Below are 17,216 nucleotides of genomic sequence, written 5' to 3'. Positions count from 1 at the left end.
TCCGACCATTTTTTATGGTAGGTAGGTATTGAATAAAATAGCCTGCAGTTCGGTTTATAACATTCATCTACGCTATTGGCTTTCATTTGCTTTCATTGTACCTGTTCCAAAATACGAGACGAAGGTTTTTCTAACAATAAATTGTTTATTTATATTGCATTTAAAAAACAATTTTTCTAAGTTTGACCATGGATGGAAGAAATAGAGCAGATGTAAAGCCAGGCATGTTGGTGAATATAATCTTAAAAAAGGACCAACGTACAGGAAATTTAACAGAAGGCATTGTGAAAGACTTGCTGACATCGTCCTCATATCATTCGAGGGGAATTAAAGTCAGGTTGACGGATGGCCAAGTAGGAAGAGTGGCTGAAATTATTGAAGATGATTTTTAAGGTATAGGCTACCGATCTTTATTTCTCTTTACTTAATCTTTTCTAACGGTATTGACACGGAGAGATTTACTACCTATGATGTTCTTATTGTATAAATCAAACTAAAAGCTTGTTGGATTGTTAATAGGGAATATTTTGAAATAAAATTTGTATAATAACATAATTATTGCTAACTTTTTTCTGTATTTTTTATTTTATTACATATTTATATAATATTGTTTTTATAATTATTAAAATGATAGCTTTTTCAAATGGATACCAAAAGTAAATGTACGGTTGTCTACGCAGATGATGCGCTGATTCATCATGTGTTGATGCGAGCTATGGCTCAATCTCATTTATTGGATTTGGTTTATTGTGCTTCCAATGGTAGGGATTTAATCGACTACCTCGATGAAAACGAGCACGAACTTCCTGAAATATGTATATTAGATCTGCATATGCCTGTATTAAACGGGATAGAAACGGCAAAAATCATACGGGAGCGGTTTCCCTCTATTCGAATATTTGGGCTGACATCAAGTAGTGATGAGAATGAACGGATGGAATTGTTGGATGCTGGCGCAGAAGAGATTTTTTCGAAAGAGCAGATGCCGCTATTAATGAAGCAACTTGCTCCCAAAGCATAGAAAAATAGTTATAAAGAAAAAGCCTAACATCCGTTAGGCTTTTTCTTTATTTTCTAAAGCATCCTTAAATTTTAAAAGTCTAATCCAGGATGGACATTTGCTTAGATCTTTTTTCCATAATCCAACATGGATAAAACTTGTGCTCAAGAAACGTTGTACGTCGAAGACCTGCATATCTTGCTGTATTTCTAACGATTCAGGCAAGTCTTTGGATTGAAAATATTGTTGTAATTCTTCTGGAGTCATATCACAAAAATAGCGTTTTAAATCCTTATCTCCAACCTCCTCCGAGTGCCCGGTACAGATCCACAAATGCATCTAAATGCTGTTGCCTTAACTCGACCAGATCGAGGTCACTGTTTAAGGCATTGCTTTGCGCTGTAATCACCTCTAAATATGTGGCGTAACCACTTTTAAAGAGTAAACCCGCATTTTTGACGGCAAGATGTGCATTATCGACTCTTTCTTTCGCCAAAGACAATTGCTCCCGTTGCTTGTCGACCGTGACCACTGCATTAGAGACTTCGGCTACGGCTTCCACGACCTTTTGTTGCAATTGGAGTTCGGCTTTATCACGTTCCAATTTAGCTACCTCATACTGTGTTTTCAAGGTTTTGTTTTTGAAAATAGGTGTGGTTAAATTCCCGGTTATACCACCGAGCAATGCTCCGGGGATATTGAACCAATTTTTGGGGAGCATACTATTTACCCCCAATACGCCACCCACGGTCAATGAAGGATAACGCATAGCCTGTTGGATATTGGCATTCGCATTGGCTGCAATCAATTGAAATTCAGATGATCGGATATCTGGTCTATTGCGCACAATTTCGATTGGAGAACCGAGGGAGATGTCTTTGCTTTCAGCGAAGAGATGTTCGTAAGAGGTGCCTCTTTTGATACTGTCAGGTAATTTTCCTGTGAGCGTTTGAAGAGCATTCTCCTGGATGACAATTTCCTTTTCGAGTTCGGGAACGAGGGACGCCGCCAATAGGCGCTGTGATTGGGTTTGCTGGATAGCCAAAGCCGTGATTTCACCAGCTTCATATTGTAGCTTGATCATGCGGAGCGTACTGTCGTTTAATTGGACGTTACGTTTAGCGACCTCTATTTTGGCATCAAGCATCAAGAGATTGAAGTAGCCTTTTGCTACAGAAGTTATGATAGAGGTCTGTATCGCATTTTTTGCCTCCTGTGTATCCAAATACTCGGCTAATAGCTGCTCTTGTTTACTTCCTATTTTCTTCCAGATATCTATTTCCCAGCTAAAATTAATATCGGAACCAAACATAGATTGATACACGAACATATTTTGTGGCGCTGTTTCACCTTTGTGATCGTAATATTTGGTCAGAGGTCCACTGCCAAAGTCTTTGGATCGCCAGGTACGGTTTCCATTGGCAATTGTCGCATTTACACTCGGCAGATAATTGGCTTTGTTCTGCGCCAAAACTCGGGTTGAAATCTGCAGGTTGAGCAATGCTGTCTTCATCTCAAAATTATTTGCTAAGGCAGAGTCAATCAATAGCTTCAAGGTAGGATCGTGAAAGAAGGACTTCCAATGGATCAGCCCCATACTGGAGGTGTCTCCGAAATAATCCAATGTATCGCCACGAAAGTTTTCCGGAAGTTTGAGTTTGGGCTGCACATAATTTTTGCCGATTTTACAGGCATTCATCAGGCCTAAGAGACCAATGATGATAGATATTCCCGAAAGGTATTTTTTTATGTTTTTCATTATTCTTCCTCTTCTTTAGCTAGTTTATCATGTAGTTTTTCATCCAGGCTTTTGAATACGACAAAGAGTACAGGGATGATAAAGATGCCGAAGGCTACACCAAAGAGCATGCCGCCGGCAGCGCTGAAACTGATCGAATGGTTACCGATCGCCGAGGGGCCAACCGTCCACATCAAGGGCACCAAGCCAGCAACAAAGGCTAAACTGGTCATCAAGATTGGCCGTAACCTCAGTTTGGAGCCGCTAATGGCTGCTTCGACGATACTTTTTCCGTTTTTACGCTCCTGGACGGCGAATTCTACGATCAGAATTGCGTTTTTGGCCAATAAGCCAATGAGCATAATAAGCCCCACCTGCACGTAGATGTTGTTTTGAAGTCCAACAAGGTTGATCACAGAAAAAACGCCGATCAATCCCACTGGAATAGACAATAACACTGCCCAGGGAAGAATATAGCTTTCATATTGGGCCGAAAGTAAGAAGTAGACGAATAGGATACTAAGAGCAAAAATCAAGATCGTCTGTGAGCCGGATTGACTTTCTTCATAGCTCATGCCCGTCCATTCAAAACCATAATTACCCGGAAGTTTAGTATCGGCCAGTTTTTGGATAGCTTGCATGGCGTCATCTGTACTGTAGCCTTCAGCAGGAGTGATATTTACAGCGATGGCATTATATAGATTATAACGCGTAATGGTTTCTGGTCCCACAGTCTTTTCCAGGGTCAATATGGTGTTAATAGGAACCATTTCGCCTTTGCTGTTGCGTACAAAAATTGAGTTGAAGGATTCGGGATCTTTACGGAAATCGAAATCCGATTGGACATAAACACGATATTGGCGACCAAATCGGTTAAAATCACTCGCCTGTACACGTGCGAAGTAAGATCGGATTGTGGACATGAGATCTTTGATTTCTACCCCGAGGGATTTTGCCTTCACGGCGTCGATATTTACTTCATACTGAGGGAAGTTCGACTTAAAGCTCGTGTAGGCGCTTCGTATTTCAGGTAAGGTATTGAGCTGGTTGATAAAGGTATCTGCAATGGTGTTAAAATCCCGAATGTCACCACCCATTCGATCCTGAAGAACCATTTCAATTCCGGCAAAGTCTCCAAAGCCCTGTACGGTAGGTCGGGGGAACACTGTAAACGTTGCTTCATTGATTTGAGATAGATCATTTCTGATGGTATCCATAAATGCATTGATATTTTTGATATGCTCGCGTTTGGCATGAGGTTTTAAAGTAATATACCCAGCGGCAAATGCCGGGCTTGAACTTCCGTCCAGGGCATTGAAACCAGAAACTGTTGTCATCCCATTAATATCCTGTCTTTTCTTTAAAATACTATCGGCACGGTGCAGTACCTCAGTTGTCCTGCTCAATGAAGCGCCGGGAGGGAGGGCAATATTGTACGTGATAAATCCATCATCTTCTGTCGGAATAAAACTTTTGGGTGTTTTAATCATAAACACAATGCCAAGTGCTGTAATTAAAATTAAGCCTACCCAGGCTATTTTCTTATTCTTGATCAGTATTTCTACAATCGAGACATAACGGGCGGTCAGTCGATCAAAAGAGGTATTGAATGCTTTAAAGAAGCGATCTTTAAATTGATTGATTTTGCCGGTTTTTTGATTGGCATGATGTTGTGGTGCTTTAAGTAGGAGCGCACATAGGGCTGGACTTAAAGTTAATGCATTGAGTGCTGAAATCAGAATTGCCGTTGCAAGGGTGTAAGCAAACTGGCGATAAAAGATACCTGCTGGCCCTTCCATAAATCCTACAGGCAAAAATACAGCAGCCATGACCATGGTTATGGACAGGATCGCTCCCGTAATTTCGGACATCGTCGATAATGTAGCGGCTCTGGGTTTCATTCCTGTGCTGTGCATTTTTTCGTGGATGGCCTCGACGACGACAATGGCGTCATCCACTACGATTCCAATAGCCAACACCAGGGCAAACATCGTGAGGACATTGAGCGAAAATCCAAAAAGCTGCAGAAAAAAGAAGGTTCCCACCAATGAAACCGGGATTGCAATTGCAGGGATCAAGGTGGATCTAAAATCTTGCAGGAAGATAAAGACAATAATAAATACCAGGATAAAGGCTTCAAAAAGGGTGTGCTCAACCTGGTTGATCGATTCATCGATCTGGTCACGTACCGAGTAGGTCACCTCGTAGTGTATGCCTTTTGGAAATGTTTTTGATTGTTCTTCGAGAACCTTTCTGACGGCAATATCGATATCATGGGCGTTGGAACCACTGGTTTGTGTTAAGTTGAGAGTAAGACCGGGATGTCCATTTACCTTATTGTCGCTGCTTAGATTTGTAGCACCGAATTCTACCCGTGCCACATCTTTTAAATAGAGTACTGAACCGTCGGTGTTGGTTTTGATCACAATACTCTGGAATTCCTCCGGTGTGGTGAAACGTCCTTTATGACGGATCACTGTTTCGAAAGCTTCATCTGAGGTTTCTCCAAATTTACCTGGGGCAATCTCAAAGTTTTGATCTTTTATAGCGTTGGTGACATCTTGTGGAACGAGGTTATAAAGTGCTAGCTTTTCCGGGTTCAACCAAAGTCGCATCGCGTAATCCCTGGCTCCCAAACGGGAAACCTGGGCTACGCCATCAACACGCAGCAAAGGCCGCATCAGGTTAATCTGTGCATAAGCCTGGAGAAAGGTTTCGTCGTAGGCACTATCCTGGTGATCGGAGTAGAGATTGATGGTCATAATGACACCCGTTTGCCGTGGCATGACCGTGATTCCGGCCTCATTTACTTCTGCGGGAATGGAACTGATTGCTTTGGAAATCCGTGTCTGTACGTTGACCGAGGCAATATCAGGATTGGTACCGGTCTTAAAATAGACCGACACACTTCCCGATCCTGAATTGGAGGCAGACGACTTGATATAGGTCATATCCTCTACACCATTGATGGCTTCTTCGATAGGTAGTAAAACACTTTTTGCTACGGTTTCAGCATTAGCTCCCGGATAACTTAGTGAAACAAGCACACTTGGTGGTGCAATTTCCGGAAAGCGCGAGACAGGCAGGAGTTTTAGCCCCACTAAGCCCAAGATTACCAGGATAATGGAAACCACCGTGGCTAATACAGGCCTATTTATAAATGTTTTTAGCATATATATGGAATTTTAAACACGCTACATGAAGTGTACAGTATGCCCGACACCTTGTAGCATGTAAAAATGATAGATAATTATTTCTGTAAAATCGGGGTTACTGGAGAACCGTCGGTCAATTTGTCAAATCCACTGGTAATAACGCGATCGTTCTCCTGTAGTCCTGAGTAGACGATATAATTGTTTTTGGTTTTTCCTGTAAGCTGGATATTTCGTTTCTGTGCTTTATTGTTTTGGTCCAGTATATACACGAAGGTTTTATCCTGCAATTCATTGACTGCAATCTGAGGGATTTGTAGAACGTCCTTTTTAACCTCTGCAATTTTAAGCGTGCCACTACTTCCGGATCGAAGTATATTGTCGTGGTTTTGGAAAGTGGCGCGCAAGGAGATCGCTCCCGTAGTACGGTTAATCTGGCCATTGACGGCATCGACTATACCTTTTTTTGCGTATTCTTCACCATCTGCAAGGACTAGTGTAACTTCGGGAAATACAAGCTTCTGATTTTGGTTGTATTTTTTCCCTTCTAGGCTGTCTTTTTTTGCCTGTGCTTTGGAAAAATAAAGAAAGTCAGATTCATTCATGGAAAAATAAACATAGACTTCCTGGATGTCTGAAAGATAGGTGAGGGGTTCTTTATCTCCTTTTGAGACCAAATTTCCGATGCGTTTTGGAATCCGACCAATATAACCGCCTACTGGAGCTGTGATAACCGTAAAATCCTTACTGATCTGAGCCGAACGTACGGCTGCGATGGCTTGATCCAGTGTAGCCTTGGCTACCTGATAGTCTGATTTGGCCGATGCCAGTCTGACATCGGAGATAACGTCGTTTTGAACCAGCGGTTTCAATCGGTCGACTTCGAGCTGTGCATTTTTAAGTTTGGCTCTGGCGACCTGCTCTGTAGCAACCATGTTATTGAGATTTTCCTGATAAGTAGAGGGGTCTACTTTGAACAGTTTCTGGCCTTTTTGAACAAAAGAACCTTCATCGATATAAATTTCCTGAAGCAGTCCTTCCACCTGTGGGCGGACCTCAACGTTAACTTTACCTTCTATGGTGCCCAAATAATCCTTGATGGTGGTTGCATCTGATTTAGTGACGGTATAGACGGGCAAGGCTACGTTTTTTTCTTTGGTTTTATTTTCTTTTGAAGAACTTGAAGAACAACTTACCTGTGTGGCTAAGGCTGAACAAATCAATAGGGATACTTTAAAAATAGATAATGTTTTTTTCTTCACAATGCTTGATTAATTTTTACGATATATGTTTTGTGTAATATGAATATTACAATATAAACGTCAAATAGTTTAATTATTGTGAAGATTAACATTTGTTAACATCTCAAATTTTAGTTAATAACTGTTCAATTATTAATCAATAATAATGTTTAATAGTTTTAAGAATTTGATTGTTATGGTTTTATGGAGAGAGGTACATCATATTTTCCCTCAAAGGAAAATATGATGTTGCTTGCATTGTAAGCTTAGAATTTAAGGTGCTTCACGGTCAATCCGTTATTGATAAGCTGTTTTAAAGCATCAATACCTATACCGATATGTTCTTCTACATATTTTGCTGTAACTGTTACATCACTGACGGAAGTTTTGACTCCTTCCGGCACCATCGGTTGATCCGAAACTAGCAGTAAAGCACCTGTTGGAATCTTGTTGGCAAATCCGACGCTGAATATCGTTGCGGTTTCCATATCAACGCACATGGCACGGATTGATTTTAAATATTTTTTGAAAGCTTTGTCATGTTCCCAAACCCGTCTATTGGTAGTGTATACCGTTCCAGTCCAGTAATCGCGTTGGTGATCCCGAATTGTAGTGGATATGGCCTTTTGCATGGCGAAGGCAGGTAATGAAGGTACTTCGGGTGGAAAGTAGTCATTAGATGTTCCCTCGCCGCGGATAGCGGCAATTGGAAGAATCAATTCACCTACAGGAATTTTTTTCTTGATACCCCCGGTCTTACCCAAGAATAGAACGGCTTTTGGTGCAATTGCTGATAATAGATCCATAATGGTTGCGGCCATTGGACTTCCCATTCCGAAATTGATAATGGTGATGCCTCCGGCAGTGACGGATTGCATCGGTTTGTCTTCCCCGTAAATAGGAGCATTATCATGCATTTCAGAAAACAGGTGGATATATTTTGAAAAGTTCGTTAAAAGGATATACTCCCCAAACTCTTCCAAAGGCCTTCCCGTATAACGAGGAAGCCAGTTGTTCACGATTTCTTCTTTGGTTTTTAAACCTGGTGTGATCGGACTATTTACGGTATTCTTTGCACTTTTCTTTGTTGTCATAGTCATTAAATTTAATTTCTTGAATCTCTTATCTTCCTGTCAACATTCCGTTATGGCTATGTTATTATTGTAATATAAGATTTTTAATTCTTTTCTAAAAAAAAATCCCGTTCAGCGAACGGGATTTTTTTTAAGCGACTTTAAGCTTTTTCAAATCGGACTTTTCGAATTTTTTCTTCGCATAGTCCAAGGTAATTTCTAATGCTTTCTGTCCCGTTTGCTCTTTTGTTGACGGAATCTCAAACATGGCGTCCAGCATAATGGCTTCGCAGATACTGCGGAGGCCACGGGCTCCAAGTTTAAATTCGTCAGCTTTATCAACAATAAACGTATATACGTCAGGATCAAATTTTAGTTCGATGCCTTCGTATTCAAACAACTTCTTGTATTGTTTTACCAATGCATTTTTTGGTTCAGTCAAAATGCTCAGTAAAGTTTCCTTATCCAGTGGATTTAAGTAAGTCAATACAGGAAGACGGCCAATTAACTCCGGAATTAAACCAAAGTTCTTTAAGTCTTGAGGTGTAATATACTTGTACAGATTGTTCAAGTCAATTTCCTCTTCGTCTTCGTTCATTTTATAACCTACTGTTTGCGTGCGCAGACGGTTTGCAATTTTCTTTTGAATACCGTCGAATGCACCACCACAGATAAATAGAATATTACTTGTATTGACTGCGATCATTTTTTGATCCGGGTGTTTACGGCCGCCTTGAGGTGGAACGTTTACAACTGTACCTTCGAGAATCTTCAATAAAGCTTGCTGCACACCTTCACCCGATACATCTCTCGTAATGGAAGGATTGTCGCTTTTACGTGCGATTTTATCAATCTCATCGATATAGATGATACCGCGCTCTGCAGAGGCTACATCATAATCCGCCGCTTGCAATAAACGTGTCAATATACTTTCTACGTCTTCCCCTACATAACCTGCTTCTGTCAATACAGTTGCATCTACGATACAGAATGGTACATTTAATATCTTAGCAACAGTTTTTGCCAGCAAGGTTTTACCTGTACCCGTTTCACCAACGATAATCAAATTGGATTTTTCGATTTCAATTTCGTCTTTATCCACTTTCTGATTTAAACGTTTATAGTGATTATAAACTGCTACTGAAATTACTTTTTTAGCATCATCCTGACCGATTACATATTGATCCAGGTGAGTTTTAATCTCCAAAGGGCGGATCAACTTTAAAGCAGTCTGTAAAGTTTTACTTTTTCGTTGTTTTAATTCTTCTGCCAAGATTTCGCCTGCCTGCTGGATACATCTGTCACAGATGTGTGCTCCATTGCCTGCAATGAGCATCTGAGCTTCATTTTTGCTTATGCCACAAAACGAACAGTGAATGTCTCTATCGTTATTCTTTGCCATTGTTATTTAATAATCTCCTTCTTAGGAAGTAAAATTTCGTCAATCATACCGAATTCTTTGGCTTCATTGGCTCTCATCCAGTAATCGCGATCTGAAGATTTTTCTACCCATTCGTAAGTTTGTCCAGAGTGATCTGAAATAATGGTGTATAATTCTTCTTTCAATTTCATCATCTCACGTAAGTTGATTTCCATATCGGCAGCAACTCCTTGTGCACCACCGGAAGGTTGGTGAATCATGACGCGTGAGTGACGTAAGGCTGCACGTTTGCCTTTTGCACCAGCAACCAAAAGAACAGCTCCCATAGACGCAGCAATACCTGTACAGATAGTCGCTACATCTGGCGTGATATATTGCATGGTATCATAAATTCCTAGTCCAGCGTATACGCTTCCGCCTGGTGAATTGATATAGATTTGGATATCACGTTGTGCATCGGTAGATTGTAGGAACAAGAGCTGTGCCTGAATAATGTTGGCTACCTGATCATCAATACCGCTGCCTAAAAATATGATACGGTCCATCATCAAACGCGAAAACACATCCATCTGTGCAACGTTCAGTTGACGTTCTTCCACGATGTAAGGTGTAAGGTTTGTAGGAATGCTTGTTTCTGTGCGAGCAATGAAGCTATCAACATGTTGACTTCCAATACGGTGATGCTTTACTGCATATTTTCTGAATTCGTTTTTATCTATATTCATCTTTTTATTTTTTTCTATTCTGTAGGACTAATATAAAACTATATTTTAAAAATCAAATAAATTGAAAAGATGTTTTACATCTACTTTACATTTTTTTGGTGATCCCGCTCCAAGAACTCTTGATACCGTATATTTGGGCTATTTTTTTATCTGTTTCATGTATAGCCCCTTAGCTAATTTCGTTATAGTTTGGGAGGTCTTCTAAAAATTCATAGGACTCCGTATTAAAATCAATTTTACAATAGTAATGATTCATGCCGTTGCTCACTAACAAGTATGGTATGCGGTGCACCGTATTATAATTTGCAATTTGCTCAAATACTTGCTGTGTGATTTTTATATGTGGCGCCTTAAACTCGGCTAAAACGACCTTATTTCCGCTGCTATTGTAAATTAACAAATCACTCCGTTTCTGAAGGTTATTTAATTTCAATCCGCCCTCAATATGCATCAGTGATTTGGGGTAATTTTTCATGAGTGACAAATAATTGATCCAATGCTGTCTAACCCATTCTTCCGGTGTTAATACCAAGTCCTTTTTTCTGAGCTCATCAAAGATGTAAATCGCATTGTTCTTTTTGGATATTTTAGCTTTAAATGGCGGTAAGTTCAGTGGAGTCGGTGAAAACATACACAAATATACTAAAATTTTAGCAAAAGAAATAAATTCATGAAGTTCGAAATACAGTGTTTTTTTTGACTTGTCTGATTTTTTAGGCTCTGGGGAACCCTATGTCTGCATTTATGACACGATTGCTTAACCCAATTGTGAAAGTTATGTTGCTGAATGTTCAAGGCTTTAAACCAATAGTTTAATGTAATGGCGGTACAAGAGTCAATTATAAAAGCGTAATTTTACGGAGTTTACTCGGTTGAATTGTCATTAAAATCGTAATTTTGCTTCGCATAAAATGCCCATGCTCGAGCTCGATAGACATTTTGATGTGCGGTGACATGGGAGGATTTTAGCGCTAGCAGATCGCTTGGATGCCGGAAACAAATAGGGGGCAACTGATCTACAGCCGACAAATAAATAGACTACATATGAACATAAATCCGATCTTATCCGATATTAAGAACAGGTCTTTTAAACCAGTGTATTTATTGCAAGGGGAGGAGAGTTATTTCATTGATACCATTGCCGACGCTTTGGAAGCAACAGTATTGAATGATGCGCAGAAGGGCTTTGATCAATCGATTTTCTACGGAAAAGATATTGATATGTCTACCGTTGTTAATGCAGCAAAACGGTATCCCATGTTGAGTGATTATCAGGTGATTATTATCAAGGAGGCACAGGAGCTAAAATGGAAATCGGATACGGAAGAACTGTTGACTAAATACCTGGAGCATCTTACACCGACAACCATTCTTGTGTTTTGTTTTAAACATGGGAAATTTGACAAACGCAAAAAGATCTATAAAGTCTTTGAAAAAAAAGGGCTGGTTGTTGATGCGGCTAAACTATACGACGATAAGGTGGGCCCTTGGATTGGAGCGTATGTGAAAGATACCGGCTGGCGCATTCATCCGCAAGCTACGATGATGATTGCGGACTATCTCGGTAATGACCTGTCCAAAGTGTCCAATGAACTTGACAAGCTGATGCTTAATGTTCCAAAGAGCCAAGAGATAAGCATGGAAGATGTTGAACGAAATATTGGTATTTCCAAAGATTATAATGTTTTTGAATTAAATACTGCATTGGCTAAACGTAATGCCCTAAAAGCTTATCAAATAGTCGATTATTTTGTAGCGAACCCCAAAAATAATCCGCTGGTGATGGTTATTGGACAAATTGCTACCTACTTCACGAAGATTCTCAAATACCATTATCTGATCGACAAATCGGTCGCGGCAAAAGAATTGGGCGTACATCCTTTCTTTCTGAAGGAATACGAGCTTGCTGCAAGAAATTACAACCGGCGGAAAACTTTCGATGTGCTCAATGTGTTGAAGGAGACTGATTTAAAATCCAAAGGTGTCAATGTGCCGAGCAATTTCAATAGCGAAGAGATTTTAAAAGAAATGATCTATCGAATACTTAACTAATCCCATCCAACAGCAAGAACACCAGCAGTGGTGTTTTTTTTTACACAAATTTAATAATTAAACACTTGTTTAAATTAAACGTTTGTTTAACTTTGTCGCGCATTTAGCGAGAACGTATTTTATAATCGCTATGAATATGCGATTGTATCTTTAAAAGATCGAGGTTTAAAATGGAATTTAACGAGAAACAGATTGATATTCTGCTTGCAGCAGAGCGTCTTTTTGCAACAAAAGGATTTGATGGGACTTCCGTTCGTGACATCGCCAATGAGGCGAATGTGAATGTTGCGATGATCAACTATTATTTTGGATCAAAGGACAAGCTACTGGATACGTTTTTTGAGTGGCGTGTTCCTGATTTTATGATCAATGTGGATGAGTTGGCGCTTGTCGATAATGCGTTGGATAAAATTGACGCTATGGTGGATAAATCGTTTAAGTCCATGAACTCCCATCGCAAACTGTATCATATCATTACCATTGAAAGTTCGTTAAAGCAACGCATGCTGATCTCGGAGGCTTTTCGCAAACTCAAGTTGCACAATCTTGAAGTGATATCGTCTGTCATCAATGCGGGGGTAGAGCAGGGAGTATTCAAAGCGGGTTATGATCCCATCTTGATCCACTCCATGATGATGGGCGTATTTATGAATTTTCAGATGAATCATTGTTTTTTACAGGATCAGTTGCATATCGATAACGATGAGGACTATGCAAATTATATAGAAACAACTTTAACAGAATTTATACAGAAAACAATTAAAGCTTTATTGACATATGAAAAATAAGTTGGCCAATTTGAGTGCTTTATTGCTTTTAAGTCCTATGGGTCTGTTGGCGCAAGACAACAAACACATGACTTTGGAAGAGATAATTCACTTGGCCGCAAATCAAAGCGTGGAAGCAAAGTCTACCGATACCAAGATATTGGGGAGACAGCTCGAAGTCGAAACTGCCAAATCGAAACAGCTTCCTGATGCAAAATTGAGTGGACAATACATGGCTATGACTACTCCAAATGTGAATTTAAAGTTGGCTTTAGGTGAGGGGGGCTCTGCTCCGGATATTGCTGCAAACCAATTGTGGTTAGGACAGGCATCGGTGAGCATGCCAATCTATACAGGTGGACGTATTAAAGGGGGAATTAATATTGCAAAAGATGTATTAAAAGCCGAGGAATACAACGCTGTAGCAAGTAAAGAGCAACTGGCTATACGTGCAGTGAATCTTTATTTAAGCCTTTATAAGGCTCAGCAAACCAACTTGTTGATTGCTGAAAATATCAAGCAGTCTGAGCAGCGTGTTTCGGATTTTAAAGCGATGCTTGACAATGGTTTGATCGCGCGTAACGACCTGTTAAAAGCAGAACTGCAGCTTTCAAATTATCAGGTTTCGCTTCAGGAAGCACAGAAAAATATCAAGGTGCTGAATTATCAATTGGCTAATTTTTTGAAAATTGATGAGGATACGCAGCTGGATCAGATCAATTTGGCTGAGGTGAACGGTGTTGATTTGGGTTTAAAAGCATCTTATGACGCTGCGAAAACCTCACGTTCTGATGTGAAATCTTTGGAGTCACAACGGTTGGTTGCAGAGGACCAGTTGAAGGTAACAAAAGCATCTACATTGCCACAGGTTTCTGCAACGGCAGGTTACAATGCTTTTGGTTTGCAAAAAGTGGTTACCGTAACAAATGCGGCCATGGTAGGTGTAGGTGTATCCTACGACATCGGTTCACTTTATAAAAACAAAAGAGAAGTGAATGTTGCGAAAAATCATATCAGGGAAATTGATGAGCACATTGAATTATTAAACGATAAGGTGAAAGTGCAGGTTCAACAGGCCAATGAAAACTATATGCTGGCACAAAAGCAGGATGTGGTTTACCATCAGGCGGTGGATCAGGCGGTTGAAAATTATCGTATTACAAAAGATAAGTATGATAATGGTATCGCGGATACAGACGATTTGTTAACTGCCGACGTACAGCAGCTTCAAAGCAAGATCAATCTTGCGATCAGCAAAGCAAATACCATCGAAAAATATTACGACCTGCTGTTAGCAAATGGGTCTTTAAACATTAAATAGCAATTAATCTAGACATGGAAAATACAGTAGAAAACGCACCTGAAAAGAAAGGTACAAATAAAAAATTTACAATTGTTTTGGTGGCATTGGTCATCTTCGGAGGAGCGTACGGTGCTTATAAATATATGCATGGTCAGGCGCATGAAACGACAGACGATGCGCAGGTAGAGAAAAACATGAGTCCGATCATTCCACGCGTTGGTGGGTTTATCTCGAAAGTGTACGTAAAGGATAATGATTTGGTTAAAAAGGGGGATACCTTGTTCACTATTGAGAGCCAAGATTATCAGGTTCGTGTGGACGAAGCGCTAGCATCCTTGGCAGCAGCTCAAAGTAGCTTTGATGTTTCAAAGGCAGATGTATCTGCATCTTCGGCGAATGTAGCTATTTCGGATGCAACGATCCAATCTAATTTGGGCAGCATCGATGCAGCACGTATTCGTGCTAAGCAAGCGAATAATGATTATATCCGCTACCAAAACTTATACAACAATCAATCAATTACGAAACAACAGTATGAGCAGGCATTAACAGCGAAATTGGAAGCTGACAAGCAGGTTGAAATTTTGCAACAACAACGTAACGCCAGTGCTTCACAACGTAATGCAGTCGTAAGTAAGACTACAGTGGCTTCAAAGCAAACTTCTGTTGCTGAGGCGAATATAAAAAGAGCGAATGCGCAACTTGAGGCAGCTAAATTGAACCTTTCTTATACTGCGGTACTTGCTTCTGTGGATGGTCAGGTATCGAATATCAAGGTACAACCGGGGCAGATGGTCAATCCAGGTCAATCTTTGTTCTACATTGTAGATAATATTGAAACCTGGGTCGTTGCTAACTTTAAGGAGACGCAATTGGAAAAAATAAAACCTGGACAAAAAGTTGGTATTAAAGTGGACGCTTATCCTGCTATTGAGTTTGAAGGTGAGGTAAACTCTTTCTCTCCAGCAACTGGTTCACGATTCTCTTTATTGCCTCCAGATAATGCAACTGGTAACTTTGTAAAGACTGTTCAGCGTTTACCTGTAAAGATCAAATTGACAAAAGACAATAAAGCAGAAAATGTGGCTTTGCTCAGACCGGGCATGAATGCTGACGTAGATGTGCATGTTCAATAACTATGGAAAATTTAAATCAACAAGATAGTCTGGTTGAATATGGTTTTCGACGCGTTGTAATCACGATTACAGCGGTGCTTTGTGCGCTGTTGGAAATTGTGGATACAACCATTGTCAATGTGGCCCTGAACGACATGAAAGGTTCACTGGGGGCGACGTTGACGGATGTCGCATGGGTTATCACAGCTTACGCAATTGCGAATGTAATTGTGATCCCGATGACCAGCTGGTTGTCCCAACAGTTTGGGCGTAGAAATTACTTTGCGGCTTCTATTATCATATTCACAGTATCTTCATTTTTGTGCGGTAATGCAACCAATATGTGGGAGCTTGTTGCATTTCGCTTTATACAAGGGATGGGTGGGGGAGCCTTACTGGTTACAGCCCAGACTATTATCACGGAAAGTTATCCCAAAGAAAAACGTAGTATGGCCCAAGCTATCTACGGGATGGGAGTCATTGTTGGCCCTACATTAGGGCCGCCGCTGGGTGGGTACATCATCGATAACTTCTCTTGGCCGTATATCTTTTATATCAATGTGCCGCTTGGTATTATTGCGACCTTGTTGACCTTATCTTTTGTACGCAGTCCTAAATACAGTCAAAAGCAGTCTGCTAGGGAAGTGGATTGGTTCGGTATGATATTTTTGATCATGTTTATTGGCTCACTTCAGTTTGTATTAGAACACGGACAACAGGATGACTGGTTTGACGACCCCTTGATTTTAGGCTTATCGATTTTATCTGTCTTTGGATTACTGTTTTTTATATGGCGGGAGTTGGTGTACGATAAACCGATTGTTAACCTGCGCGTATTGAAGGATAAGAATTTGCAGGTGGGTGTGGTGATGAGCTTTATTCTTGGTTTTGGCTTGTTCGGATCGACGTTTATTATTCCAATCTATACGCAGTCGATATTGGGATGGACGGCAACAGATGCAGGTTTGCTCTTGTTACCAAGTTCGATTATGACCGGTATCATGATGCCTTTTATCGGTAAGATGATCCAAAATGGTGTTCCTCAGAAGTATATGGTTGCCTTAGGGCTATGTATCTTTTTTGGCTTTTGTTTTTGGATGTATAGCCTCATGACAAACGATACAGGTTCGGAACATATGTTTTGGCCATTGATTCTCCGCGGAGTTGGCCTAGGATTGTTGTTTGTACCTGTTATGACACTGTCTTTATCAACATTACATGGTAAGTCAATCGGTGAAGGGGCTGCTTTTACAGGGATGATGCGTCAATTGGGTGGTTCATTTGGAATTGCTTTGATTACGACATTTATTGCCCGTGATAGCCAAAAACATCGTGTTGATCTGGTAGCTAATTTAGACCCAAGTAAGTTTGATGTGCAACAACGGGTGCAGCAATTGCAAATGAGTTTTCAGGCGAAAGGTTTTTCGCCTAATGAGGCTTTGGCCAAAGCGCATCAAATATTGGACTTGAGTGTGATGAAGCAAGCGACCGTTTTATCTTATATGGATGTGTTTTTGTATCTAGGGATTGTCTTTTTGATTTGTGTCCCTTTTGTATTGATGATCAAACAGGGGAAAACACAGATCGATATGTCCAGTGTGCATTAGTATTGGATTCGTCTGCTGCGCTGTTATCATAGTGCAACATCAGTGAAGAACAATTTATCGTT

General features: G+C 40.3%; 15 protein-coding genes. 7 read left to right on the top strand and 8 right to left on the bottom strand.

The genetic code is table 11. The features are described 5' to 3' along the window. Nucleotides 1-188: 188 nt before the first annotated feature. Complete coding sequence (locus M2419_RS01600) at nucleotides 189-392, top strand: YwbE family protein (RefSeq protein WP_046674525.1); 204 nt, start codon at nucleotides 189-191, stop codon at nucleotides 390-392. A 251-nt stretch (nucleotides 393-643) separates the two neighbouring features. Next, nucleotides 644-1,021 (top strand): response regulator transcription factor, encoded by a 378-nt coding sequence (locus tag M2419_RS01595; RefSeq protein ID WP_153846359.1) that lies wholly within the window; start codon nucleotides 644-646, stop codon nucleotides 1,019-1,021. 33 nt (nucleotides 1,022-1,054) lie between these two features. Here the strand turns inward: M2419_RS01595 and M2419_RS01590 are convergent, their stop codons facing one another. The 8 genes from M2419_RS01590 to M2419_RS01555 form a co-directional block, all read right to left on the bottom strand. Continuing rightward, nucleotides 1,055-1,267: a DUF6965 family protein gene (locus M2419_RS01590; RefSeq protein WP_153846358.1), complete on the bottom strand. Its 213-nt coding sequence runs from the start codon at nucleotides 1,265-1,267 to the stop codon at nucleotides 1,055-1,057. A 25-nt stretch (nucleotides 1,268-1,292) separates the two neighbouring features. Continuing rightward, a complete protein-coding gene (locus M2419_RS01585) occupies nucleotides 1,293-2,759 on the bottom strand; it encodes an efflux transporter outer membrane subunit (RefSeq protein ID WP_153846357.1) in 1,467 nt (488 codons plus the stop codon). After that, nucleotides 2,759-5,911 carry an efflux RND transporter permease subunit gene (locus M2419_RS01580; protein ID WP_153846356.1) on the bottom strand — a complete coding sequence of 1,051 codons (3,153 nt, stop codon included), beginning with the start codon at nucleotides 5,909-5,911 and terminating at the stop codon, nucleotides 2,759-2,761. Before M2419_RS01580 ends, M2419_RS01585 begins: the two co-directional genes overlap by 1 nt. 77 nt (nucleotides 5,912-5,988) lie before the next feature. Beyond that, nucleotides 5,989-7,152 carry an efflux RND transporter periplasmic adaptor subunit gene (locus M2419_RS01575; RefSeq protein WP_227550202.1) on the bottom strand — a complete coding sequence of 388 codons (1,164 nt, stop codon included), beginning with the start codon at nucleotides 7,150-7,152 and terminating at the stop codon, nucleotides 5,989-5,991. A 245-nt stretch (nucleotides 7,153-7,397) separates the two neighbouring features. Then, the gene (locus M2419_RS01570; RefSeq protein WP_120332702.1) at nucleotides 7,398-8,231 is read right to left on the bottom strand and encodes an AMP nucleosidase; all 834 of its coding nucleotides are present in this window, start codon (nucleotides 8,229-8,231) and stop codon (nucleotides 7,398-7,400) included. Between the two features lie 124 nt (nucleotides 8,232-8,355). Continuing rightward, entirely contained in the window at nucleotides 8,356-9,606 is a 1,251-nt protein-coding gene (gene clpX, locus M2419_RS01565) for an ATP-dependent Clp protease ATP-binding subunit ClpX (protein WP_070565518.1), read from the bottom strand. A 2-nt stretch (nucleotides 9,607-9,608) separates the two neighbouring features. Next, nucleotides 9,609-10,310, bottom strand: a complete 702-nt coding sequence (gene clpP / locus M2419_RS01560) for an ATP-dependent Clp endopeptidase proteolytic subunit ClpP (protein WP_046674530.1) — start codon at nucleotides 10,308-10,310, stop codon at nucleotides 9,609-9,611. Nucleotides 10,311-10,479: 169 nt separating this feature from the next. After that, nucleotides 10,480-10,941 (bottom strand): type I restriction enzyme HsdR N-terminal domain-containing protein, encoded by a 462-nt coding sequence (locus tag M2419_RS01555; protein WP_153846354.1) that lies wholly within the window; start codon nucleotides 10,939-10,941, stop codon nucleotides 10,480-10,482. Between the two features lie 413 nt (nucleotides 10,942-11,354). Between M2419_RS01555 and holA the strand changes: the two genes are divergently transcribed. The 5 genes from holA (at nucleotide 11,355) to M2419_RS01530 (ending at nucleotide 17,154) form a co-directional block, all read left to right on the top strand. Further along, on the top strand, nucleotides 11,355-12,362 hold the full coding sequence (gene holA / locus M2419_RS01550; protein WP_182331294.1) for a DNA polymerase III subunit delta: 1,008 nt from the start codon (nucleotides 11,355-11,357) through the stop codon (nucleotides 12,360-12,362). A 170-nt stretch (nucleotides 12,363-12,532) separates the two neighbouring features. After that, nucleotides 12,533-13,150, top strand: coding sequence for a TetR/AcrR family transcriptional regulator (locus M2419_RS01545; protein ID WP_075993267.1), 618 nt, complete (start codon nucleotides 12,533-12,535; stop codon nucleotides 13,148-13,150). Further along, entirely contained in the window at nucleotides 13,140-14,450 is a 1,311-nt protein-coding gene (locus tag M2419_RS01540; RefSeq protein WP_120332703.1) for a TolC family protein, read from the top strand. Before M2419_RS01545 ends, M2419_RS01540 begins: the two co-directional genes overlap by 11 nt. 14 nt (nucleotides 14,451-14,464) lie before the next feature. Next, complete coding sequence (locus M2419_RS01535) at nucleotides 14,465-15,568, top strand: HlyD family secretion protein (protein ID WP_153846351.1); 1,104 nt, start codon at nucleotides 14,465-14,467, stop codon at nucleotides 15,566-15,568. 2 nt (nucleotides 15,569-15,570) lie between these two features. After that, entirely contained in the window at nucleotides 15,571-17,154 is a 1,584-nt protein-coding gene (locus M2419_RS01530) for an MDR family MFS transporter (RefSeq protein WP_153846350.1), read from the top strand. Nucleotides 17,155-17,216: the final 62 nt, after the last annotated feature.

Origin of the sequence: Sphingobacterium sp. BIGb0116 (genome assembly GCF_024808035.1) — a bacterium.
Classification (GTDB): Bacteria; Bacteroidota; Bacteroidia; order Sphingobacteriales; family Sphingobacteriaceae; genus Sphingobacterium; species Sphingobacterium paramultivorum.
This window is presented reverse-complemented; position numbering and strand designations above follow the sequence as displayed.